Genomic DNA, 23,625 nt, shown 5'->3' with positions numbered 1-23,625 from the left:
CGTGGTCTTATGGCGTTTGGGGCCGCCGCCGGCGCGGCCTGCGCGGTTCCGGGTCTGGTCCGGGCCGCCGAACGTCCCCCCGGGGGCTCGCTGGCCGACCTGGCCAAGGCCAAGGGCGTGCGGTTCGGCAGCGCGGTGGGCGCGGGCAAGCCCGGCTCCCTGACCGGCACGCTGGACGATCCCGGCTATCGCCAGGTGCTGATCGACGAGTGCGGCGTGCTGGTGCCCGAAAACGAGCTGAAGTGGTACGTCCTGCGACCCGATGCGAAGACCTTCGCCTTCGAGCGCGCCGACCGCATCGCCGCCTTCGCCAAGGCCCACGACATCGCCCTGCGCGGTCACACCCTGCTGTGGCATCACCCCAAGTGGTTCCCGGCCTGGCTCAACAGCTACGATTTCGGGACGGGAGCGGCCGGCAAGGCCAAGGCCCAGGCGATGCTGACCGCTCACATCGCCACGGTCATCAAGCACTATCCGCAGATCGACTCCTGGGACGTGGTCAACGAGACCGTCGACCCTAAGGACGGCGCGATCCGCCGCACGGTCTTCTCCGACGCCATGGGGCCGGAGGCGACCCTGGACGTCGCCTTCCAGACGGCCCGCGCCTTCGCGCCCAAGGCCCGGCTGGTCTACAACGACTACATGGGCTGGGAGGCCGGCAACGAGGCGCACCGCACGGGCGTGCTGAAGCTGCTGGAAGGCTTCCGCAAGCGCGGGACGCCGGTCGACGCCCTGGGCGTCCAAAGCCACCTGGGCACCCAGGACCCCGCCGCCTCGGCCATCCTCGGGCAGCCGCAGGAAAAGGCCTGGCGCGCCTTCCTCGATGAGGTCACCGGCATGGGCTACGACCTGCTGATCACCGAATTCGACGTCAACGACCAGAACCTGCCGGGCGACGTCGCCGGTCGCGACGCGGCGGGCGCCGCGCTCGCGAAGGCCTATCTCGACCTGATGCTGGACTACCGCCAGACCAAGGAGGTCCTGGCCTGGGGCATGGTCGACAAATATTCGTGGCTGCAGGGCTTCACGCCCCGCAGGGACGGCCTGCCCAAGCGCGCGACGCTCTATGACGACGCCTACAGGCCCAAGCCGATGCGCGAGGCGGTGGCGGCGGCGTTCCGGGCCGCACCGGTGCGGGCGTGAACCGCCGAGCGGCGCTGCTCGGCGCCGCGCTCGCGGCTTTCGCCGGTGGTTCCGCGTCGCGCGCCCAGACCCCGCCGCCCGCCGGCGGCCTGACCGCCGAGCAGGACCATCGGCTGATGCTGGACCGCTTGGGGATCAAGACCCTGCGGCCGGGCGTCGACGGCTACAACGCCGCCGCCCCCAACTTCGTCAACCAGGACGAGGCCAAGGCCGGGCCGTTCAGCCCGCTGCCGGACCCGCTGGTCTTCCCGGACGGCCGTCCGGTGGCGACGCCCGACGACTGGTGGAAACGCCGCCGTCCGCAGCTGGTCGAGCTGTTCTCGCGCGAGGAGCACGGCCGTGTGCCGAAGCACATGCCGGCGGTCCGCTGGCGGGTGGTCAGCGAGAAGCACGAGGTCCGCAACGGCGTGGCGGTGCGCGAGCGACGCCTGGCCGGCGACCTGGACAACCGCGCCTGGCCCGCCGTCTCGGTCAGCCTGGACCTGCTGCTGGTCACGCCGGAAGGGCGGGGCAGGCGGCCCCTGGTGCTGGAGTTCGGCTTCCCCGACGGCGCGCCGTGGCTGAAGGGGCGTCCCGCGCCGCCCGGACCGGATTGGCGCGACCTGGTCCTGGCCCGGGGCTGGGGCTATGCGATCCTCGACCCGACCAGCGTCCAGCCCGACAACGGCGCGGGCCTCTCCCGAGGCGTCATCGGCCTGGTCAATCACGGCCGTCCGCGCGCCCCCGACGACTGGGGCGCCCTGCGCGCCTGGGCCTGGGGCGCCAGCCGGGTGCTGGACTTCCTGGCGACCGACCCCGCTGTCGATGACCGCCGCGTGGCGATCGAGGGCCTGTCGCGCTACGGCAAGGCGGCCCTGGTCGCCATGGCTTACGACCAGCGCTTCGCCGCCGGCTTGATCGCCTCGTCGGGCGAGGGCGGGGCCAAGCTGCACCGGCGCAAGCGCGGCGAGCAGCTGGAGAACCTGGCGGCCAGCGGCGAGTACCACTGGATGGCTGGCAATTTCCTGCGCTACGCCGGGCCGCTGACCGTCGACGACCTGCCGGTCGACGCCCACGAGCTGATCGCCCTGTGCGCGCCTCGGCCGCTGTTCATCAGCGTCGGCAACGACCAGGCCGACGGCTGGGTGGATTCGCGCGGCATGTTCATGGCCGCCGTCGCCGCCGGTCCGGTCTATCGGCTGCTGGGCGCGCGCGACCTGGGCGTCACGACGTTTCCCGAGCCTCTGACCCTGGTGGCCGACGGCGAGCTGGCGTTCCGGCAGCACGAGGGCGGCCACACGCCCGGCCCGAACTGGCCCTACTTCCTGGACTTCGCTTCGCGCTATCTTGAGCGCCCCTGAGTTCTGTCGCCAAGTCCTGTAAGAGCGTCGCATGAGCCTGTCCTTTCCGCCCCTGGAAGAGCGTTGGAACGTCACGCGCGAGGTCCTGCGCGCCGAGATCGTCCCGGCCTACCGGCCCGTGGTGCTGCGGGGCTTCGCGGCGGACTGGCCGGCGGCCCAGGCCGGTCTCGAGGGCCCGGAGGCGGCCGCCGCCTATATCAAGGGCTTCGACAAGGGCGCGGCCGTCGAGGCCTTCGTCGGCGCGCCGGAGATCGGCGGCCGCTTCTTCTATGGCGACGCCGAGCGGGCGCTGAACTTCGAGCGGCGGCAGGGCGCGATCTCGGCCATCGTCGACGACATCCTGGCGCTGGGCGCCGAGGCGAACCCGCCGTCGGTCTATGTCGGCTCGGCCCCGACGGAGCGGGTGTTGCCCGGCTTCGCCGAGGCCAACCATCACGACCTGCTGGCCGTGCCGGTCGAGCCGCGCATCTGGTTCGGCAACGCCGTCCGGGTGCAGACCCACTACGACATGGCCGACAACATCGCCGTGGTGGCCGCCGGCCGCCGGCGCTTCACCCTGTTCCCGCCCGAGCAGACGGCCAATCTCTATGTCGGGCCGCTGGACTTCACCCTGGCCGGCCAGCCGATCAGCATGGTCGAGCTGGAGGCTCCCGACCTCGAGCGCTATCCGCGCTTCGCCAGGGCGATCGAGCACGGCCGCTCGGCCGAGCTGGGCCCCGGCGACGCCATCTACATCCCCACGGCCTGGTGGCACCACGTCCAGTCGCTCGACCGCTTCAATGTGCTGGTGAACTACTGGTGGCGCGACCTGCCGCCCGAGGCCGGGTCGCCGTTCGAGGTGCTGGTCCACGGCCTGCTGGCGGTGCGCCACCTGCCCAAGCCGCAGCGCGACGCCTGGCGGGCGATCTTCGACCACTACCTGTTCGAAGCCGACGGCGATCCCGCCGCCCATCTGCCCGAGGCGCGCAAGGGCGTGTTGGGGCCGCTGACGCCGCGCCTGGCGCAGAACATCCGCGCCTTCCTCAAGCGGTCCTTGGGCTGACGCCTGGCCTCAGGCGTGGGCGATAATCGGCAGGAAGGTCTCGGCCGTTAGGCTGGCGCCGCCCACCAGCACGCCGTCGACGTTCGGCGTCGCCAGGATGCCGGCCGCGTTGGCCGGGGTCACCGAGCCGCCGTACAGCAGGCGGATGCGGTCGCCGGCCGGGCCCAGCGCCGCGCGGCAGGTCTCGCGCAGCACCGCGTGCATGGCGGCGATGTCCTGGTCCGTGGCCGAGCGGCCCGTGCCGATGGCCCAGATCGGCTCGTAGGCCACCGACAGCCAGTCGCCGTCGGCGTCGGCCGGCAGGCAGTTCTCCAGCTGGGCGCCGACCACGGTCTCGGCCAAGCCGGCCTCGCGGACGTCCAGCGCCTCGCCCACGCACAGGATCACCGACAGGCCGTGCCGCCGCGCGGCCTCGACCTTCTCGCGCACCTCGGCGTCGGTCTCCTGGCGACCGGCCCGGCACTCGCTGTGGCCGACGATGGTGAAGGCCGCGCCGGCGTCCTTGACCATCGGCGCCGAGAGGCACCCGGTGTGCGCGCCCTTGTCGGCCGCATGGATGTCCTGGGCGCCCACGTGCAGGGCGTCGGCGGCCTGCCAGGCGGCGGTGATCAGGGTGGCGGGCACCGCCACGCCGACATCGACGGCGGGCGTCCGGCGCGCCGCCGCGTCGATGGCGTCCAGGACGGGCAGGGCGTCGCGGCCGCCGTGCATCTTCCAGTTTCCGACCACGAACTTCCGGGCGGGCTTATCCATAGCGAGCTGCATTCGGTCTCCGTGCGCCGGTCCTGTCCGGCGCCTGTGTCTTGAAAGGGCGAGGGAAGGGCGGTCAGGCCTGTTCCAGGATTCTGGAGGGGTGGTCGTGGCGGGCCAGCCGCGCGCCGAGCGCCGCCAGCTGTTCCCACAGGGCCGGCGGCAGGCGGGGACCGAACTTCTCGTAGGCCGGCGGGATCAGGGCGGCCTCGGCGCGCCAGATCTCGGGGTCCACGGTCAGCAGCAGGTCCAACTGGGCGTCGGTCAGGTCCAGGCCCGTCAGGTCCAGGCCGTCGCGGGCGGGCAGGCGGCCGATCGGGCTGTCCACGGCCTCGGCCTCGCCCTCCAGGCGGTCGACGATCCACTTGAGCACCCGGCTGTTCTCGCCGTAGCCCGGCCAGACGAACTTGCCGCGCTCGTCCTTGCGGAACCAGTTGACGAAGTAGATGCGGGGCAGCTTGGCCGGATCGGCGCCGGCCCCGACCTTCAGCCAGTGATTGAAGTAGTCGCCCATGTTGTAGCCGCAGAACGGCAGCATGGCGAAGGGATCGCGGCGCAGCTCGCCGATGCTGTTCTCGGCCGCCGCCGTGCCTTCCGAGGCGACGTTGGAGGCCAGGAACACCCCGTGCTCCCAGTCGAAGGCCTCGGTGACCAGCGGCACGGCGCTGGCGCGGCGGCCGCCGAACAGGATGGCCGAGATCGGCACCCCGGCCGGGTCCTCCCACTCGTCGGCGATGACCGGGCACTGGCCGGCGGGCACGGCGAAGCGGGCGTTCGGATGGGCGGCGGGTTCGCCGGACTCCGGCGTCCAGGCGCGGCCCTTCCAGTCGGTCAGCCCCTCGGGCGGGGTCTCGGTCAGGCCTTCCCACCAGACGTCGCCGTCGGCGGTCAGGGCCACGTTGGTGTAGACGCAGTTGGAATGCAGGGTGTCGACCGCGTTGCGGTTGGTCTTCACCCCCGTGCCCGGTGCGACGCCGAAGAAACCGGCTTCCGGATTGATCGCGTACAGACGGCCGTCCGGCCCGAACCGCATCCAGCAGATGTCGTCGCCGATGGTCTCGGCCTTCCAGCCCGGGAGGGTGGGCTGCAGCATGGCCATGTTGGTCTTGCCGCAGGCGCTGGGGAAGGCGGCGGCCACGTAGCGCACCTTGCCGGCGGGCGAGGTCAGCTTCAGGATCAGCATGTGCTCGGCCAGCCAGCCCTCGTCGCGGGCCATCACCGAGGCGATCCGCAGGGCGTAGCACTTCTTGCCCAGCAGGGCGTTGCCGCCGTAGCCCGAGCCGTACGACCAGATCTCGCGGCTCTCGGGGAAGTGGACGATGTACTTGTCGTCGTTGCACGGCCAGGCGACGTCGGCCTGGCCCTCGGCCAGGGGCGCGCCCAGTGTGTGCAGGGCCGGCACGAAGAAGCCGTCCTCGCCCAGGGCGTCCAGCGCCGCCCGGCCCATCCGGGTCATCACCCGCATCGAGACGGCGACATAGGCGCTATCGGTGATCTCCACGCCCAGGGCGCTGATCGGCGAACCGACTGGCCCCATCGAGAAGGGCACGACGTACATCGTCCGTCCCCGCATGCAGCCGTCGAACAGGCCGTTCAGGGTGCGGCGCATCTCGTCCGGGTCGCGCCAGTTGTTGGTCGGGCCGGCGTCGGCCTGGTCGGCCGAGCAGATGAAGGTGCGGCTCTCCACGCGGGCGACGTCGCGCGGGTCGGAGGCGGCGTGGAACGAGTTGGGGCGAAGCTCGGGATTGAGGCGCTTGAGCGTGCCGAGGGCGACCAGTTCGTCGGTCAGGGCGGCCCATTCCGCGTCGGAGCCGTCGCACCAGTGGATGGCCTTCGGCTTGGTCAGCGCGGCGACCTCGTCGACCCAGGCCAATAGACGCGCGTGTTTCGTCGGGGGCGCGTTAGCGCCCAGCCCTTGGTTCTGCATTTCACGTCCTGCTGCAAGTTGGCGAAACTATTGCTCGCCTTGCGCGCACCATAGCGTGAGGAATCGAGGGGAAAAGGCCAATGTTTTCAATGACAACGTTGTCGTTGAAAATCAGGGCGCCAGTTGCCGCGAGGGCGGCATGTTTTCGCGTCCGGCGCCCGATTAGGAGGAAGTCGATCCCGAAGCGCGGCCGTTGTCGCGCCGAAATGACCGCCTCCGCGCGGCCTTCCGGGCGAATCGAGGCGGCCTTTTTCGCCGTCGCGGCCCGGCTTGTGTGGAAACTCACCCCGCCCGGGTGACCGTCGGCACATCGTCCGCACGCCGCGCTCCGCATCTTCATCGGACGGGGCTCGCCCGCCGGCGGTTCGGCGCGGTCGTCTCCCCGGAACGGAGGAAGTTCCATGCTCAGCAACAAGGAAGCCCTGGCGCTGGCCGACCAGATCGAAGCGGCCCTGCCCGACGCCGAGGCGTTCGGCGCGTCGGGCGGCGACGATCTCTGCAAGACCTATCGGTCGCTCGCCCCCAGCATCAAGGCGCTGCTGCCGGTCATCGCGCTGATCCCCGGCGTGGGGCCGGCCGTCGCCAAGGCGCTGAAGCTGCTGATGGGGATCGCCGACCAACTCTGCCCCACGTCCTAGGCTTCGCGCCCCGGAAGGCCTCGCGCCGCCGAGGTTCGAGGCCTTCGAACCCCCTGGGTCCCACCGGTCACGCGCCGACGCGTTTGCGCCCACACCCCCCAAACGAGGGTTGTCTCCCATCCCCGCTCCTCGCTAGCTCGGGCGTCGCTGTTCGGGGAACGGCGTGCGTATAAGTGGCTGAATGGGGTGAAATATGTCGGGAATCCAACATAGCCGCGGCAAGAGTCCGCGCAATCCGCGGGCCCTTTGGCTGGCGGGAACGGCGCTTGGATGTTCGCTGCTGGTCCAACCGGCGGCCGCCCTGGCCGCCAACGAGTGCGGCGCGCCCGCCGGCGGCGTGGTGACCTGTCCGTCGCCCATCACCACCGGCGTCAGCTACACGACGATCGACGACCTGATCCTGAACCTGCCGGCCGCGACGTCCAACACCGGCGCGATCGCGGTGGATGTCGTCGGCGGGGCCGGAAAGGTCAGCGTCGTGGCGGCCGACATCTCCACTAGCGGAAACGAGGCCCCCGGCCTGTTCGTCACCACCACCAGCGGCGCGATCGACGTCAACGTGACCAAGGCGGCCACCTCGGGCGCCGACATGGTCAACCAGATGACCAACGACGCGATCGTCGCGCTGTCGGACAGTGGCGCGGTCAAGGTCAAGGCCGGGGAGGTGTCGACGGCCGGGGTCTACACCTCCGGCGTCGCGGCCCAGTCGAAGACCGGCGACGTCACGGTCGAGATCGACAAGATCTCCTCCTCGGGCCTGGGCGGCAGCATCGTCCTGGCCCGTTCGCTGGACGGTCCCAGCGCCACGCCGACGGGCGGGGGCAAGGTGACGGTGGTGGTCGGCCAAGCCTCGACCACCCAGGCCAACGGCGTCATCGGGGCCGTCGGCTTCGGCGACGTCTCCGTGACCGCCGGCCAGATCGTCGCGTCCGGGGCTCCGGCCGTCGGTCCCGCCGGTCACACCTCGTTCGGCCAGGGGATCGGCGCGCGTAGCTACAACGGCGACGTCGACGTCAAGGTCGACGAGCTGTCGACCAGCGGCGTGGGCTTCCTGGGCGTGACCGCCACCGCCCTGGCGGGCGACGCGACGGTCGAGAGCGGGACCGTCACCACGGCCAGCGACGGCGCCTATGGCGTCTATGTGCGGGCCGGCGGCACGGCCAAGGTCGTGGCGGGCGCCACCACCACCCATGGCGCGGTGACCAACGACGGCACGACCCACTACACCGACGCCATCCGTGTCGAGGCGACCGGCCTGATGGACGTGACCTCGCAGCACGCGACGGCGACGGGCGACGGCGCCTCGGCGATCCTGGCCAGGGGCGACGGGTCGATCAGGATCGACAGCGGCGAGGCCTCGGCCTCGGGCGGCGCGATCACCGTGGGCGGCGTCCAGGTGTTCTCGAACGCCATCAGCGCCCAGAGCTTCCTGGGCGACATCGAGATCACCAGCGACACGGCCAGCGCCCAGGGCGCCCAGTCGTGGGCGATCTACGCCTCGGCGGGCAACGGCGCGATCAGCATCGACAGCGGGACGGCCACGGCGGCCGGAGCGGGCGGCCGGGCGATCTACGCCAACGGCGGCGAAGGGGTGACGATCCGCAGCGACGTGGCCTCGACCACGGGCGCGCCCAGCGGGTCCAACGCCGCCGACGCCATCATGGCCCTGACGTTCAACAAGACGGCCAAGATCGACATCACCAGCGGCTCGGCCAGCACCACCGGGAACAACGCCCGCGGCATCTACGCCTGGACCACCGGCGACATCGCCATCGACAGCGGCGAGGTGACCACCACGGGGAACAACGCCCACGGCGTCATGGTCGATTCCGACGGCGCGCTGGTGTTCGGCACGCCGCACGTCCCGGCCGGCGGCGTGGGGACGGTGAACATCGTCAGCGACAAGGTCAGCGCCACCGGGAACGGGGCGATGGGCGTGTGGGTCGACTACGCGGGCCCGATCAGCATCGACAGCGGCGAGATCACCGTCGGCAACGGTGTGGGCCTCTATGTCTACGGCCAGAACACGGTGGACGTCTCGGCCGACAAGGTCACGGCGACCGGCACGGGCGTGGTGGTCTACGGTCGCGAAGGCGCGGTGAACCTGACCACGGGCACGGTCTCGGCCGGGACCCAGGGCGATGTGGGCGTCTTCGCCCAGACCACCAGCGGCGACATCGTGATCAGCGCCCAGTCGACCAAGACCCAGGGCGACATGCTGACCGGCTTCACCGCCGACGCCGTGGGCGGAATCTCGACCAGCGGCGACATCAGCATCACCAGCGGCGACGCCCAGACGACCGGCCGTTCGGCCTTCGGCGCCTATGCGATCAGCCAGACCGGCGCGGTGTCGATCGACAGCGGTTCGGTGACCACCGCCGGCCAGGGCTCGAGCGGGATCTACGCCCGCGGGGCCAGCGTCTCGGTCGGGAGCGGCTCGGTCCTCACGTCGGGCGACGCCGCGCGCGGCATCTACGCCTGGTCCAACGGCGACATCGACATCCACAGCGGCGAGGTGACCACCACCGGCGCCAACGCCCACGGGATCATGGTCGATTCCGACGGGGCGCTGGTCTTCGGGACGCCGCATGTCCCGGCCGGCGGCGCGGGGACGCTGAGCATCGTCGCCGACAAGGTCTCTGCCACCGGCGCGGGCGCCATGGGCGTCTGGGCCGACTACGCCGGTCCGATCAGCATCGACGCCGGCGAGATCACCGTCGGCAACGGCGTCGGTCTCTACGTCTATGGCCAGGGCGCCGTGGACGTCTCGGCCGACAAGGTCACGGCCGACGGCACCGGCGTGGTGGTTTACGGCCGCGAGGGCGCGGTGCACGTCACCACGGGGACGGTCTCGGCCGGAACCCTGGGCGACGTCGGCGTCTTCGCCCAGAGCACGACGGGCGACATCGTCGTCGACGCCGGCGTGACCCGCACCGCCAACACCGGCCTGCACGCCGGCTTCACGGCCGACGGCGTGGGCGCGCTCTCGACCGGTGGCGGCCACGTGACCGTCAACAGCGTCGACTCGGCGGTGGTCGGCCAGTTCGCGACCGCCGTCTGGGGCCAGTCGATCGACGGCGAAGTCGAGATCAACAGCGGCAAGGCCCGCGCCAGCAGCGACGGCACCCTGGCCGTCTTCGGCCGCGGCGACACGGTGGCGGTCGTCAGCGCGGACGCCGAGATCACCGGGACCGGCTCCCGGGCGATCCAGGTCTTGGCCGATCACGGCGACCTCACGGTGACCTCGGGCCGCGCGGTCGCGAAGGACGCCAACAGCGTCGCCATCGACCTGTACGCCAGCCACGACGCCGCCCTGACCGTCACCGGCCAGACCGTGGGCGGATTGGCCGGCGTGCGGGTCTCCGCGCTGAACCAGGCCGAGGTGACCGTCGGGGCGGACGCCTCGATCACGGCCCTCAGCGGCGCCGGCGTCGAATTCCGCGCCGTGCCCGTGCCGGGCGGGACGGGTTCGCCGGCGGTGGGCTACGGCGCCAGCCTGACCACGGCCGGCCACATCGGCGGCGCGCCCGGCGCGCTGGCGGCGCGGTTCGCGGACGGGGACGACACCCTGACCCTGCTGACCGGCGCCAGCTTCACCGGCGCCGTCGACGGCGGGGCGGGTTTGGACGCCCTGGTGCTGAACGGGACCTCCAATCAGCCGTCCGCCGGCCAGACGTTCGGCGGGGTCCTCAACTTCGAGACCGCCACGGTCGCGGCCGGCGACTGGACCCTGACCGGCCTGCTGCAGGCCGACAGTATCGACATCGCCTCTGGCGCGACCCTGCGCATCGACGACCGCCAGGACGCCAACGCCTGGCTCGAGACGACGACGCCGGGCGCCGGCCTGTCGGTCCACAACGACGGCACGCTGATCTCCCGCAGCTTCGACGACAACCTCTACGCCGACAGCGGAACGCTCTCGATCAGCGGGACAGGCGACGTGGAACTGCAGTCCGGCGCCATGCTGGCGTCCGGCGCCTGGACCTATACGGGGACGACCCGGGTGAGCGGCGGCGAACTGCACGTGGTCACCGACATCGGCGGCGGCCTGGAGCAGACCGGCGGCGTCGTGGTGGTCGGCGCCGACTACGCGGTCGACGACGCGGGCCTGGGCACGGTGAAGGTCGCCGGCCATGGAACGACGGGAAGCTTCGCGGGCGGCCTGAAGGTCGACGGCGGCCAGTTCTTCCTGGGCCAGGACGGCGACTACACCCTGGCCAACGCCCTGTCGGGCGCGGGCGGCGAGGTGATCTGGGCCGGCGGCGGCGACCTGACCCTGTCGGGCGCCTATTCGCGGACCGGGACGCTGGTCAACGGCGGCGGCCTGGTGACGATCGCCAACCTGTCGGCCGACTCCCGCCTGGCCCTGATGGGCGAGGCCTTCGCCCTGGGCTCCGGCGCCAAGAAGACGGGCGGGCTCTCGGGCGACGCCGATCTCGACATCGGCGCCGGGACCCTGACGATCGCCCAGATCAACGCCTCCAGCTATGCGGGCGACCTGAGCGGCGCGGGCGGCCTGATCAAGTCCGGCGCGGCGACCCTGACCCTGTCGGGCGCGGCGACCTACGCCGGGCCGACGACCGTGTCCGCCGGGACGCTGCTGCTGAAGGGCGCGATGACCAGCGACGTCACCGTGGCCTCGGGGGCGACCCTGCAGATCGGCGACGGCGGGACGACCGGGGCCCTGACGGGCGACCTGGTTATCGCCGGCACGGCCGTCTTCAACCGCTCGGACGAGTACGACTACGCCGGCGACATCACCGGCGCGGGCGAACTGATCAAGAAGGGCGCCTCGCGCCTGACCCTGTCGGGCCAGTACGGCTTCACCGGCACGACCACCGTCCAGGGCGGCTCGGTGCGGATCCTGCATCTGCCGCAGACCGCCCAGGTGCAGGTCGATAACGGCGTGCTGGACCTCAGCGGCCTGACCCAGACCATCACCAACCTCAGCGGCGGCGCGACCGGCGGCGTCGACATCACCGGCGGCGCCCTGACCGTCAACCAGTCGGGCAGCACCACCTTCGCCGGGTCGATCACCGGGTCGGGCTCGTTCACCGTCACCGGCGGCGGCGTGATCGAGCTCAGCGGCGCCAACACCTATACCGGCGACACCACGGTCACCGCCGGCAAGCTGAAGGTGAACGGCTCGGTGACCTCCGACGTCACCGTGGGCTCGGCGGGCGCCCTGGGCGGCTCGGGCGTGATCGGCGGCGACGTCTTCGTGCAGGGCGGCGGCCAGGTCACTCCCGGCAATTCGCCCGGCACCCTGACCGTGGCGGGCGACTTCACCTTCGCCACGGGTTCGACCTACCAGGTCGAGGTGCTGCCGACCGGCGAGCACGACCTGATCGTCGTGGGCGGCGCCACCACCATCCAGACCGGCGCCAAGGTCGCCGTCCTGGCCGGCGGTCCGGCGTCGCAATACGCGCGGCTGAGCCAGTACGGCATCCTGACCTCGGCGGGCGGGATCACGGGGCGGTTCTCCAGCGTCACCAGCGACATGGCGTTCCTGACGCCCAGCCTGACCTACACGGCCAACGCCGTGCGCCTGAACCTGCTGCGCAACGACATCCGGTTCGCCAGCTTCGCCACGACCTCGAACGAAGCCCGGGTGGCCGACGCGGCCGAGGCCCTGGGCCTGGGCGCGCCGGTCTACGACGCCCTGGTCACCCAGAACGCGGGCGGGTCCGCCCAGGCCTACAGCGCCCTGGACGGCCAGATCTACGCCGACGTCTCGACCGTCCTGGCGGGCGAGGCGGGCCGGCTGCGGCAGGCGATCCAGGCGCGGACCTCGGCTCCGGCCGAGGTGTCGGGCGGCTGGGGCGACGTTCTGGCGGGCTGGAGCAAGATCGACGCCGGCGCCGGCGCGGCGGGCCTGAAGGTCAGCGGCGCGGGCCTGGTCGCCGGCGGCGACAAGGTGCTGGGCGCTGCCCGCCTGGGCCTGGCGGCCGCCTATGGCGAGGCCGACGGGACGGTCTCGGCGCGCGGCAGCCGCGCCGAGAGCAAGAACGGCCAGGTCGCGGCCTACGCCGCCAGCGTCTTCGGACCGCTGCGCGCCGACGTGGGCGCGGCCTACGCCTGGTCGTCGATCGACGCCGAGCGGGCCGTAGTGTTCCCGGGGAACCAGGATCGCGTGAAGGGCAAGTACGACGCCACGGTCGGCCAGGTGTTCGGCCAGGTGTCCGCGCCCCTGACGCTGGGCGCGGCCGTGGTCGAGCCTTTCGTGGCGGCCAGCTATCTGCGGGTGAAGAGCGACGACTTCAGCGAAACGGGCGGCTTCGCGGCGCTGAAGGTCGAAGGCGTCACCCGCGAGCTGGGCTTGGTCGACGTCGGGGTCAAGGTGAGGGGGCAGTTCGACGTGGGCGGGGCCTCGGTCCTGCGCCCGCGCGTCGCTGTCGCCTGGCGCATGGCCACGGGCGACCTGGCGGGCCAGACCGCCAACGCCTTCACCGGCGGGACGGCCCGTTTCGTGGTCAGCGGCGCCAAGTACGACGCCGGCGCCCTGGCCGTGCAGCTGGGCGCCGACCTGGCGTCGGGCGATCGGGCGCGGTTCGGGGTCACCTACGAGGGGACCTACGGCGACCGCTTCGAGGCCCAGGCGATCCGCGCCGGCGGGTCCTGGCGCTTCTAGGTCTGGGGGGAGGCGCTCTGGGGGGAGCGCCTCCTTGGGGGGATCCGGTCGAGGCCGCCTAGCGCGTCCTCGACCGGTCTTCGCCCAGCATCCGCACCAGTTCGGCCTGGCGGGTCGCGCCGGTCTTGCTGAAGATCGACTTCAGGTACGAGCGCACGGTGTTGCGCGACAGGTTGGTGATCAGGGCGTAGCCGGCCAGGGTGCCGCCCTCGACCAGGAAATAGGCCAGCTTGGCCTCGGCCTCGGTCAGGCCGTGGTCTTCGCGGTAGGACGCCAGCGCCTGTTCCTCCGAGCGACCCTTGGCGCGCCCGAAGATCTCCATGGCCCGCAGCACATAGGGATGGCCGTCCGCGGCCGCCTTGGCCAACCGAGCCTCCAGGCTCGGATAGACCCGCGTCAGCGGCTTCAGGTTGTCGAACAGGGCGTCTTGCTGTTTCTTGTTCGTCATAAACGGCGGCGAGTTGTTTCTCGTTCGTCGCAAAGCATGGCCTGGGGGGCGTTCGCGTACAATGGTGTCGATTGCAGCGGCCGTCCCGCGTCAAGGGCTGGTCGAAATGAAGGCCGCTCCGGAGACGCCGCGCAGGCCCTTCGCCGATTTCCGCCAGAACCTCAGCTACACCATCGCCCAGCGGGTGATCACGAGGGTGCTGCGCAAGGGACTGGCCAGTCATTCCAGGGGCGAGGCCGAGTTCGCCGAGTTCCTGCGCAAGGCCCGGGCCTGGCACGACCGCTACGACGGGGTCCTGCCGTCCCTGGAGGTCGACGCCACCTGGAGCGCGACGCCCGACTACGCCGCGCCGTCGCCGCCCACCCGCGCCGATTGGTTCGCCCCCCGCGACAAGGCGCCGCGCGGCACGGTCTTCTATGTCCACGGCGGCTCGTTCGTCGCCGAGCGCAGCCCGCGGATCGGCCAGCTGGTGGGCCGGTTCGCCGCCGCGGCCGAGGCCAGCGTCTACGCGCCGTCCTACCGTCTCGCGCCCGAGCATCCCTGTCCCGCGGCGGTCGACGACATCGTCGAGGCCTGGCGCTGGCAACTGCGCCATCGCCCCGACGAGCCGGTGGTGGCCCTGGCCGAGTCGGCCGGGGCGGCGATCATGATGGCCGCCTTCCAGGTGATCCGTGATCGCGGCGAGCCCATGCCGGCCGGCATCGTGCTGCTGTCGCCCTGGCTGGACCTGTCGCTGCAGAGCTGGTCGGTCATGGCCGCCTCGATCGCCAAGACCTCGCCGCACACCATGGAGTCGCTGGCGATGTTCGCGCACTTCTACCTGCAGGGCCGTTCGGCGATCGAGCCGATCGCCTCGCCGCTGTTCGGCTGCTTCGACGGCTTCCCGCCGCTGCTGGTTCACGCCAGCCGGACCGACATCCTCTACGACGACTCGATGCGCCTGGCCGACAAGGTGCGCGACGTCGGGGGCGACCTGACCCTGCGCCACTGGGCCGACGAGACCCATTTCTGGGAGCGGATGAACACGCCCAAGGCCCGGCAGTCGATCGAGCTGGCGGCGGGCTTCATCCGGCGGCGCCTGGACGACCGGCGGGTCGGCGCCCAGTAGGCGCCGGCCGGTCCGACTCCGGCCGGTCCTAGATGGAGCGGCCCTGCTTCTGGTCCTCGTGGATGTCCAGCAGGACCTTCATCAGCTCTTCGTCCTCGCTGGACATCACGCCCAGCACCTCGGCCTCGTCGCAGCCCTCGGCCGCCAGGTAGGCGTGGCCCATGCTGGAGTCGAGATAGATCGACTGGCCCTGGTCCAGCACGACCGGATCGTAGAACTCGGTGTTCACGACGATCCGCCCCTTCAGGACGAAGATGTACTCCTCGCCCGCGTGGCGGACCAGGTCGCCGAACTGCTCGGCGCTCTTGGCGCGGATCTTGGTGATCACCGGGATCATGCGCTTCCCGCGCAGCTCGGTGCACAGGTAATAGTAGTCGTAGTTCGGGGTCTCGACGCGCACGGCGCGCTCGACCTCGCCCAGGCTGCGGCGCGCGGTGACCGTCTGGGGCTGGTTGGCCTCTTCCTCGGCGAACAGTTCGGACATGCGCAGGCCCAGGCGCTGGGCCAGCAGCTGCAGCTTGTCGTAGGTCAGGGTCAGGCGGTCGTGCTCGACCTTGGAGAGCGTCGAGACGGGGATGCCGCTCTTCTCGCTCATCTGTTTGAGGGTCCAACCCTCCCGGTCCCGCAGGCCGCGAAGCAGTTTTCCGAGCGTGTGGGCGTTGGAAGGCAAGCGCCGTGACTCCTCAAGGCGGTTGACGGATTTTCCAATCAGGATAGCAATTGTCCTGATCAGGATTGTTCATTCCCAATCTATCGGCTGGGCCGAGCGGGGGCAATCCTACCGGCAGGCGAGGGGAGCCAAGGAATGCGAACGATCAAGGGGGCCGCGATCGCGGCGTGCGCTCTGGTGGCGGGGTTGGGCCCCGTCCAGGCCCAGACGCGGCAGGAGACCGCGCCGCCGCCGGTCGCCAAGGCGGTTGTCCCGGCGGCCAATCCGGCGGCGGCCCCGGCGGTCGCGCCGTCCGCCGCGCCGGCGCTGACCAAGGCCGACGTCGACCTCTGGCTGGACGGCTACATGCCCTACGCCCTGCGCACGGGCGACATCCCCGGCGCAGTGGTCACGGTGGTCAAGGACGGCCAGATCCTGACGACGCGGGGCTTCGGTTACGCCGATCGTGACAAGAAGACGCCGGTCGATCCCTACAAGACCCTGTTCCGTCCGGGCTCGATCTCGAAGCTGTTCACCTGGACGGCGGTGATGCAGCAGGTCGAGGCCGGCAAGATCGACCTGGACGCCGACATCAACACCTATCTCGACTTCAAGATTCCGCCGCGCAACGGCAAGCCCGTGACGACCCGCCAGCTGATGACCCACACGGCCGGCTTCGAGGAAGTGGTCAAGGAGCTGATCTTCTACGGCAAACCCGAGCCGGAGCTGGGCGCCTATCTGAAGAACCACGTGCCCAAGCGCATCTTCGACGCGGGCGAGACGCCGGCCTATTCGAACTACGGCACGGCCCTGGCCGCCTACATCGTCGAGCGGGTGTCGGGCGAGAAGTTCCAGGACTATCTCGACCGCCACGTGATGGGGCCGCTGAAGCTGGAAAACACCACGTTCCGGCAGCCGCTGCCCGCGAACCTGGTCGGTCACGACGCCACGGGCTACGACAAGCCCGGCAAGCCGTCGAAGGGCTTCGAGATCGTCGGCCCGTTCCCGGCCGGCTCGGCCTCGTCCACCGGCGCCGACATGGGCCGGTTCATGATCGCCCACCTGCAGGGGGGCGAGCTGGACGGCCAGCGCATCCTGTCGGCGGAAACCGCCCGCGTGATGCACGACAGTCCCGTGGACAAGGTCAATCCGCGCTCGCTGATCGGGCCGCTGGACCGCATGGAGCTGGGCTTCTTCCAGACCTCGATCAACGGTCGCACCGTGATCGGCCACCTGGGCGACACCGAGGGCTTCCACTCCTCGCTGCACCTCTACATGAACGACGGCGTGGGCCTGTACCTGTCGCTGAACAGCGGCGGCCGCGAGGGCGCGGCGGGCGTGCTGCGCACGGCCATCTTCCGCGACTTCTCCGACCGCTACCTGCCGCCCGTCGCGGGCGCGCCGGACGGCAAGGTCGACGCCAAGACCGCCGCCGAGCACGCCAAGGCCATGGCCGGCACGTGGGACGTCAGCCGCCGCGCCGACAGCACCTTCCTGTCGCTGTTCTACATGATGGGCCAGGCGAAGGTCGCGGTGGGCCCCAAGGGTGAACTGATCGTCCCCAGCATTCTGGGCCCCAACGGCCGCCCGAAGGAGTGGGTCGAGATCGCGCCGTATGTCTGGCGCGAGGTCGGCGGTCACGACCGCCTGGCCGCCCAGGTGGTCGACGGCAAGCCCGTCCGCTGGAGCTGGGACTTCGGCTCGCCATTCATGGTCTTCGACCGCATCCCGGCGGGCCAGGACGGCGCCTGGCTGCTGCCCGCGATCGCGGCCAGCGTCGGCGTGCTGCTGCTGACCTTCCTCTACTGGCCGGTCGTGGCCCTGGTGCGTCGTCGCTACAAGACCAAGGCCGACATCTCGGGCAAGGCGCTGACCGCCTCGCGGGCCGCGCGCGCCGGGGCGGGCCTGCTGCTGGCCCTGATCGTCGGCTGGGGCGTCGGCGTGACCAAGCTGACCTCCAGCGCGGCGGCCATGGCCGGCGGGATGGACGGGGTGCTGCTGCTGCTCCAGGGGCTGGGCTGGGTCGTCCTGCCGCTGGCCCTGGCTGCCGCCGGCTGGAACCTGTGGCTGACCTGGACCGACGGTCGCGGTTGGGTCCGCAAGGCCTGGAGCGTGGTGATGCTGCTGGCCCCGCTGCTGCTGCTCTATGTCGCCGTGACCTTCCACCTCCTGGCGATGTCGGTGCACTATTGATGGGCCGGCTGACCCTGGACATCGCCGCCGAGACGCTGCGGCTGGCCCAGCCGTTCCGGATCGCGGGCCATGTGTTCGACACGTCCGACATCATCGTCGTGACGCTGTCGGACGGCCGGGCCAAGGGACGCGGCGAAGCGTCCGGGGTCTTCTTCCTGGGCGAGACGGTCGACGGCATGCGGGCCCAGATCGAGTCGGTCCGGGAGGCGATCGAGGCCGGGCCGACCCGCGAGGCCCTGCGCTTCATCCTGCCGCCGGGCGGGGCCCGCAACGCCGTCGACTGCGCCCTCTGGGAGCTGGAGGCGGCGGTGACCGGCCAGCCGGTCTGGCGGCTGGCGGGGCTGGACGCTCCCCGGCCGCTGCGCACCACCTTCACCCTCGGGGCCGACACCCCCGAGGCCATGGCCAAGGGCGCGGTCGGCTACACCCAGGCGCGGTCGATCAAGATCAAGCTGACCGGCGACCTGGCCCTGGACCAGGCGCGGGTGCGGGCGATCCGCGCGGCCCGGCCGGACGCCTGGCTGGGCGTCGACGGCAACCAGGGATTCGTCCGCGCGGACCTGGACGCCCTGGTCGAGACCCTGGTCGAGCAGCGCGTCTCGCTGCTGGAGCAACCCCTGGCGCGCGGCCATGAGTCCGAGCTGGAGGGCTTCGACAGCCCCATCCCGATCGCCGCCGACGAGAGCGCGGTATGCCTGCCCGACGTGGCGGCGGCGGTCGGCCGCTTCCAGGTGATCAACATCAAGCTCGACAAGTGCGGCGGTCTGACCGAGGGCCTGCTGATGGCGGCCAAGGCCCGGCGGCTGGGCCTCGGCGTCATGGTCGGCACCATGGTCGGCACCAGCCTGTCCACCGGTCCGGGCTTCGTGCTGGGCCAGGTGTGCGACCTGGTCGACCTGGACGGCCCGACCTTCCTGGCCCAGGACCGGCCGCCCGGCGTTGTCTATCGCGACGGGACCGTCTGGGCGGGTGAGGACGTCTGGGGCGCTCCGGCCTCGGCGGCCGCGGCATGAGCGGCAAGGCTCTCGACGCCCCGCCGTGGTTCGGTCAGCCGCGCGGCCTGACCGTCCTGTTCCTGACGAACATGTGGGAGCAGTTCTCCTACTTCGGCATGCGGGCGCTGCTGGTCTACTACATGACCAAGCAGCTGCTGATCGCCCAGGGCTCGGCGTCCCTGATCTACGGGACCTATACGGCCTGCGCCTATTTCACGCCCATCGTCGGCGGGGTGATCGCCGACCGCCTGCTGGGCAAGCGCCGAGCGATCATCATCGGCGCCAGCGTCATGGCCGCCGGCCATTTCATGATGAGCTTCCCGGACCTGCTCTACGTCGCCCTGGCCACCATCGCCCTGGGCAACGGCTTGTTCCTGCCGACCCTGCCCAGCCAGATCAACGATCTCTACGCCGAGGGCGACCCCCGGCGGGGCTGGGCCTACAACGTCTATTACCTGGGCATCAACATCGGCGGCTTCCTGGCGCCCCTGCTGTGCGGGACCCTGGGCGAGGTGTTCGGCTGGCACGTCGGCTTCGCGGCGGCGGGCCTGGGCATGCTGGCGGGGCTGCTGATCTATCTGTGGGGCCAGCGCTACCTGCCGGCCGAGCAGGGCAGGGTGCAGGCCGGCGCGGTCGAGCCCGCGCGCGGGCGCATGGCCTTGCCGACCGTGCTGGTCCTGGCCGCCGTCGCCCTGTCGGTGACCGTCTTCCGCGGGGCTTACGAACAGGCCGGCAACACGGTGGCCCTGTGGGCCGACGCGGGCGTCGACCGGACCCTGGGGTCCTGGACCGTGCCGATGACCTGGTTCCAGTCGCTGAACCCGCTGCTGGTCATGGCCATGACGCCGATGCTGCTGGCCGGATGGAAGAAGCGGGCCGACGCAGGGCGCGACACCTCGCCGGCCCTGCGCATGGCGACCGGGGCCCTGATCGTGGCCGGCGCCTATCTGATGCTCTGCGCCGTCTCGGCCCTGGCCGGGGGCAAGGCGCACTGGCTGTGGCTGGTGGCGTTCTTCGGGGTCTACACCTTCGGCGAGTTGTTCATCCTGCCCACGGGGCTGGGCCTGTTCGCGCGCCTGGCCCCGCCCGGGTTCGGGGCGACCACGGTGGCGGCCTGGTACCTGACCATCTTCGCCGGCAGCCTCAGCGCAGGACTGGTCGGCACCTTGTGGAGCCGGATGCCGCACACGGCCTATTTCGCCCTGCTGGCGGGCCTGGCCGTCACGGCCTCGATCCTCCTGCGGCTGGTCGATCCTTGGGCGCGCCGCGCCGAAGCGCACGGGCCGTCCGCCTCGTCGCGCAATCGTCATTGACAATTCTCTGAGTGGGATAACAGTGGCCTAATTAGGATTACATTTGCGTAATGGGCCGGGTCGAGCACGGGAAAATCCGAGCGGACCCCAGCGCCGATGGGAGCGATCACCGCTCCGGGGACGTCGGGCGCTTCAACGAGGGGGAATGAAATGAAGCTTCGTCGTACGACCTTGATGATCTCCAGCGCCATCGGCGCGCTGCTGATCCAGACCCCGGCCTTCGCCGCGGACGACGCGTCCCGGTCGGCGGTGACGACCGTCGAGGAGATCGTCGTCACCGCGCAGAAGCGCGAGCAGACGCTGATCGACATCCCGCAGTCCATCTCGGTGGTGTCCGGCGAGACGCTGGAGACCCAGCAGGCCACCAACTTCACCGACTATCTGAAGCTGGTTCCCGGTCTGCAGCTGGTCCAGGCCACGCCGGGCCAGGGACGTCTGGTCCTGCGCGGCGTCAACGCCGGCGGGGTGGCCTCGACCGTGGCCGTCTACATGGACGAGACGCCGTTTGGCTCGAGCAGCGCCCTGGTCAACGGCGGGGTGCTGGCCGGCGACTTCGACACTTTCGACGTGTCCCGCATCGAGGTGCTGCGCGGCCCGCAGGGCACGCTGTACGGCGCCAGCTCGATGGGCGGTTTGCTGAAGTTCGTCACCAACGCGCCCGACACCAGCGGCTACAGCGCCAAGGCCCAGGTCGCGCTCGAGGACACCAAGGGCGGCGACCTGTCGTACCGCACCACGGCGGTGGTCAACATCCCGCTGAGCCAGACGGTGGCGGTGCGGGCCTCGGGTTTCTACCGCAAGGAGGGCGGCTTCATCGACTCGATCGGCACCGGCGGTTCGGACGTCGAGAGCGACATCAACGACGGCAAGGTCTACGGCGGTCGCGCTTCGCTGCTGTTCAAGCCGAACGACGCCTTCGATCTGCGCCTGACCGCCATGGCCCAGGACATCAAGGCCGACGCTTCGGGCGAGGTCGAGAGCGATCCCGACACCCTAAAGACCCTGTACGGCCGGCCGACCCTGTCGCAGTTCGTCCCGAGCTTCTCGGACATCAAGTACCGCGTCTACAACGGCGTGCTGAACTACGATTTCGGCGCGGCCACCCTGACCTCGTCCACCAGCTACAGCAGCCTGAAACAGACCAAGAGCGACGACGCGACGTTCCTGAGCCCCCTGATCGAGCTGGTGTTCGGCGAGCCCAACGAACTCTATCTGGGCCAGGACACCAACAACGAGAAATGGACCCAGGAAGTCCGCCTGGCCTCGAACCCCGGCTCGGCCTTCGACTGGCTGGTCGGCGGCTACTTCACCGACGAGAAGGGCCTGATCTTCCAGGAGTACGTGGCCGTCCAGCCCGGGACCCTGACCAGGCTGACCACCCTGCCGCTGCTGGCCGAGCTGAACCTGTATTCGCGCTACAAGGAATACGCCGGCTTCGCCAACGCCACCCTGCATCTGGGCGACCGCTTCGACGTCGACGTCGGCGGCCGCTACAGCCACAACAAGCAGAGCGCCACCCAGGAGGCCGACGGCGTGCTGGCCGGCGGGACGCCGGTCGCCAGCGACCTGCGCTCGTCCGACAACGTCTTCACCTATTCGCTGGCGCCGAAGTTCAAGCTGGACGATCGCCGCGCGATCTACGCGCGGATCGCCAAGGGCTACCGGCCCGGCGGTCCGAACGTGATCCCGCCCAGCGCCCCGGCGGGCACCCCGGCCAGCTTCGATCCGGACACCGTCACCAGCTACGAGGCGGGCTACAAGGGCGAGACCGCCGATCACCGCTTCAGCCTGGACCTGTCGGCCTACCACATCGACTGGAAGGGCATCCAACTGCTGACCGTGGTCAACAACTTCGGCATCAACGCCAACGGCGCCGACGCCAAGAGCAACGGCGTCGAGTTCAACGCCACCGCGCGGCTGACGTCCGGCCTGACGGTGTCGGCCAACGGCGCCTACACCGACGCCAAGCTGTCGGGCGACACCAGCGACCTGGTCGGCGGCAAGAAGGGCGACCAGCTGCCGTTCACGCCGAAGGTCAGCCTGGGCCTCAACGGCGACTACAGCTGGACGATCGACGGCAAGGACGCCTATGTCGGCGCCTCGCTGCGGGTGATGGGCAAGCAGACCGGCGCCTACGACGCCGACTTCCAGGCCGCCAACGGCCACCAGCGCAAGGTGGCGTCCTACGAGGTTGTCGATCTGCGCGCGGGGATCAGCTTCGGCCAGGTCGAGCTGGAGGCCTACGTCAAGAACCTGACCGACTCCGACGGCAAGACCTCGACCAGCGCGGTGACCTCCAGCGGCCTGCCGATCTATCCGGGCGGGGCGATCGGGACGGGCGTGATCCGGCCGCGCACCATCGGCGTCAGCCTGACGGCCGGCTTCTGATCGGATGAGCGCCATCGCCAGAGTTCCGCGTGACGAGGCGCCGGAAGAGGCGGGCGGCCTGCCGTCGCCCTACCTGCTGTTCCTCGGCGACACGGTCGAGCCGGGCTACGCCAAGACCGCGTTCGGCCTGCGCGACTGGGTCGCCGAGCGATGCGTCGGCGAGTTCGCCCTGCCCGGGGCGGGGGTCAGCACCGGCCTTCCGGCCCTGACCCCCGCCCAGGCCGCGGCCGAGGGCGCGCGGGGCCTGGTGATCGGCGTGGCCAATGTCGGCGGGGTCATCCCGCCGGCTTGGGTCGCCGGTCTCGTCGAGGCGCTGGAGGCGGGGCTGGACCTCGTTTCGGGCATGCACGCGCGCCTGTCGGACATTCCCGAGCTCAAGGCCGCCGCCGCGCGGGCGGGTCGGCGGCTGATCGACGTGCGCACGCCGCCGCCGGGGATCCCGGTCGGAACCGGCAAGCCCCGGGCCGGACGCCGTATCCTGACCGTCGGCACAGACTGCGCCCTGGGCAAGAAGTACGCGGCCCTGGCGATCACGCGGGGGCTGAAGGGCAGGGGGCTGGACGTCGACTTCCGCGCCACGGGCCAGACGGGGATCATGATCGCCGGCGCCGGCCTGCCGATCGACGCGGTGGTCTCCGACTTCATCGCCGGCGCGGCCGAGATGCTCACTCCCGCCGCCGCGCCGAGCCACATCGACGTCATCGAGGGGCAGGGCTCGCTGCTGCATCCGGCCTATGGCGCGGTGTCGGTGGGCCTGCTGCAGGGCAGCCAGCCGGACGTCTTCGTGGTCTGCCACGAGCCGGGCCGCACCGAGATCCTCGGCCATCCCGGCCACGCCGTCCCGTCGATCGAGGCGGTGATCGCCGCGACCGTGGCCCTGGGGAGGGTGACCAGTCCGAACATCCGTTGCGCGGGGATCAGCCTCAACACCGGCAAGCTGTCGCCCGAGGCGGCCCGGGCCGAGATCGAGGCGACGGCCGCGCGGCTGGGCCTGCCGACCGCCGACCCCCTGCGGGGCGGACCGGCGTTCGAGCGGCTGCTGGACGCCTGTCTCGCATGA

Annotated in this window: 15 protein-coding genes; 11 read left to right on the top strand and 4 right to left on the bottom strand. The window is 71.0% G+C overall.

Annotated features, from left to right (window positions below):
• Positions 1-9: 9 nt before the first annotated feature.
• From WAE60_RS14955 to WAE60_RS14945, 3 genes are read left to right on the top strand one after another with little or no spacing between them, the layout of a single operon-like run.
• Positions 10-1,143 (top strand): endo-1,4-beta-xylanase, encoded by a 1,134-nt coding sequence (locus WAE60_RS14955; protein WP_337687372.1) that lies wholly within the window; start codon positions 10-12, stop codon positions 1,141-1,143.
• Entirely contained in the window at positions 1,140-2,483 is a 1,344-nt protein-coding gene (locus WAE60_RS14950; RefSeq protein WP_337687371.1) for an acetylxylan esterase, read from the top strand. Before WAE60_RS14955 ends, WAE60_RS14950 begins: the two co-directional genes overlap by 4 nt.
• Before the next feature lie 31 nt (positions 2,484-2,514).
• Complete coding sequence (locus WAE60_RS14945) at positions 2,515-3,525, top strand: cupin-like domain-containing protein (RefSeq protein WP_337687369.1); 1,011 nt, start codon at positions 2,515-2,517, stop codon at positions 3,523-3,525.
• A 9-nt stretch (positions 3,526-3,534) separates the two neighbouring features.
• Here the strand turns inward: WAE60_RS14945 and tpiA are convergent, their stop codons facing one another.
• Both tpiA and WAE60_RS14935 read right to left on the bottom strand, forming a co-directional pair.
• Positions 3,535-4,290, bottom strand: a complete 756-nt coding sequence (gene tpiA / locus WAE60_RS14940; protein WP_197026702.1) for a triose-phosphate isomerase — start codon at positions 4,288-4,290, stop codon at positions 3,535-3,537.
• A 61-nt stretch (positions 4,291-4,351) separates the two neighbouring features.
• Positions 4,352-6,202, bottom strand: coding sequence for a phosphoenolpyruvate carboxykinase (GTP) (locus WAE60_RS14935; protein WP_337687367.1), 1,851 nt, complete (start codon positions 6,200-6,202; stop codon positions 4,352-4,354).
• Between the two features lie 401 nt (positions 6,203-6,603).
• Between WAE60_RS14935 and WAE60_RS14930 the strand changes: the two genes are divergently transcribed.
• Positions 6,604-6,840: a hypothetical protein gene (locus WAE60_RS14930; protein WP_029912787.1), complete on the top strand. Its 237-nt coding sequence runs from the start codon at positions 6,604-6,606 to the stop codon at positions 6,838-6,840.
• Positions 6,841-7,033: 193 nt separating this feature from the next.
• On the top strand, positions 7,034-13,471 hold the full coding sequence (locus WAE60_RS14925) for an autotransporter domain-containing protein (protein WP_337687365.1): 6,438 nt from the start codon (positions 7,034-7,036) through the stop codon (positions 13,469-13,471).
• A gap of 58 nt (positions 13,472-13,529) precedes the next feature.
• Here WAE60_RS14925 and WAE60_RS14920 read toward each other — a convergent pair whose 3' ends face one another.
• Positions 13,530-13,919 carry a hypothetical protein gene (locus WAE60_RS14920; RefSeq protein ID WP_035018432.1) on the bottom strand — a complete coding sequence of 130 codons (390 nt, stop codon included), beginning with the start codon at positions 13,917-13,919 and terminating at the stop codon, positions 13,530-13,532.
• Between the two features lie 106 nt (positions 13,920-14,025).
• Here WAE60_RS14920 and WAE60_RS14915 point away from each other — a divergent pair, with 106 nt between their 5' ends.
• Positions 14,026-15,027 carry an alpha/beta hydrolase fold domain-containing protein gene (locus tag WAE60_RS14915; protein ID WP_337687361.1) on the top strand — a complete coding sequence of 334 codons (1,002 nt, stop codon included), beginning with the start codon at positions 14,026-14,028 and terminating at the stop codon, positions 15,025-15,027.
• Between the two features lie 28 nt (positions 15,028-15,055).
• Here WAE60_RS14915 and WAE60_RS14910 read toward each other — a convergent pair whose 3' ends face one another.
• Positions 15,056-15,697: an XRE family transcriptional regulator gene (locus WAE60_RS14910; RefSeq protein WP_029912794.1), complete on the bottom strand. Its 642-nt coding sequence runs from the start codon at positions 15,695-15,697 to the stop codon at positions 15,056-15,058.
• 135 nt (positions 15,698-15,832) lie between these two features.
• On the opposite strand from WAE60_RS14910, the gene WAE60_RS14905 reads away from it, so the two are divergent.
• From WAE60_RS14905 to WAE60_RS14885, 5 genes are all read left to right on the top strand, one after another.
• The gene (locus tag WAE60_RS14905) at positions 15,833-17,869 is read left to right on the top strand and encodes a serine hydrolase domain-containing protein (RefSeq protein WP_337687359.1); all 2,037 of its coding nucleotides are present in this window, start codon (positions 15,833-15,835) and stop codon (positions 17,867-17,869) included.
• On the top strand, positions 17,869-18,882 hold the full coding sequence (locus WAE60_RS14900; protein ID WP_337687358.1) for a dipeptide epimerase: 1,014 nt from the start codon (positions 17,869-17,871) through the stop codon (positions 18,880-18,882). The genes WAE60_RS14905 and WAE60_RS14900 overlap by 1 nt, the downstream gene beginning before the upstream one ends.
• Positions 18,879-20,177, top strand: coding sequence for a peptide MFS transporter (locus tag WAE60_RS14895; protein ID WP_337687356.1), 1,299 nt, complete (start codon positions 18,879-18,881; stop codon positions 20,175-20,177). Before WAE60_RS14900 ends, WAE60_RS14895 begins: the two co-directional genes overlap by 4 nt.
• A 150-nt stretch (positions 20,178-20,327) precedes the next feature.
• Positions 20,328-22,565, top strand: a complete 2,238-nt coding sequence (locus tag WAE60_RS14890) for a TonB-dependent receptor (protein WP_337687354.1) — start codon at positions 20,328-20,330, stop codon at positions 22,563-22,565.
• Between the two features lie 4 nt (positions 22,566-22,569).
• Positions 22,570-23,625: a DUF1611 domain-containing protein gene (locus WAE60_RS14885; protein WP_337687352.1), complete on the top strand. Its 1,056-nt coding sequence runs from the start codon at positions 22,570-22,572 to the stop codon at positions 23,623-23,625.

Source organism: Caulobacter sp. CCG-8 (assembly GCF_037402475.1).
In the GTDB taxonomy this organism is placed as follows: Bacteria; Pseudomonadota; Alphaproteobacteria; order Caulobacterales; family Caulobacteraceae; genus Caulobacter.
Note: the sequence above shows the minus strand (reverse complement) of the source record. Positions and strands in the feature narration are given on the sequence as shown.

Bases quoted from the DNA above. Each gene is read 5' to 3' on its own strand.
- WAE60_RS14955 (WP_337687372.1), top strand. From the start codon at position 10: ATGGCGTTTGGGGCCGCCGCCGGCGCGGCCTGCGCGGTTCCGGGTCTG.
- WAE60_RS14945 (WP_337687369.1), top strand. From the start codon at position 2,515: ATGAGCCTGTCCTTTCCGCCCCTGGAAGAGCGTTGGAACGTCACGCGC.
- tpiA (WP_197026702.1), bottom strand. From the start codon at position 4,290: ATGCAGCTCGCTATGGATAAGCCCGCCCGGAAGTTCGTGGTCGGAAAC.
- WAE60_RS14935 (WP_337687367.1), bottom strand. From the start codon at position 6,202: ATGCAGAACCAAGGGCTGGGCGCTAACGCGCCCCCGACGAAACACGCG.
- WAE60_RS14930 (WP_029912787.1), top strand. From the start codon at position 6,604: ATGCTCAGCAACAAGGAAGCCCTGGCGCTGGCCGACCAGATCGAAGCG.
- WAE60_RS14925 (WP_337687365.1), top strand. From the start codon at position 7,034: ATGTCGGGAATCCAACATAGCCGCGGCAAGAGTCCGCGCAATCCGCGG.
- WAE60_RS14920 (WP_035018432.1), bottom strand. From the start codon at position 13,919: ATGACGAACAAGAAACAGCAAGACGCCCTGTTCGACAACCTGAAGCCG.
- WAE60_RS14915 (WP_337687361.1), top strand. From the start codon at position 14,026: ATGAAGGCCGCTCCGGAGACGCCGCGCAGGCCCTTCGCCGATTTCCGC.
- WAE60_RS14905 (WP_337687359.1), top strand. From the start codon at position 15,833: ATGCGAACGATCAAGGGGGCCGCGATCGCGGCGTGCGCTCTGGTGGCG.
- WAE60_RS14900 (WP_337687358.1), top strand. From the start codon at position 17,869: ATGGGCCGGCTGACCCTGGACATCGCCGCCGAGACGCTGCGGCTGGCC.
- WAE60_RS14895 (WP_337687356.1), top strand. From the start codon at position 18,879: ATGAGCGGCAAGGCTCTCGACGCCCCGCCGTGGTTCGGTCAGCCGCGC.
- WAE60_RS14890 (WP_337687354.1), top strand. From the start codon at position 20,328: ATGAAGCTTCGTCGTACGACCTTGATGATCTCCAGCGCCATCGGCGCG.
- WAE60_RS14885 (WP_337687352.1), top strand. From the start codon at position 22,570: ATGAGCGCCATCGCCAGAGTTCCGCGTGACGAGGCGCCGGAAGAGGCG.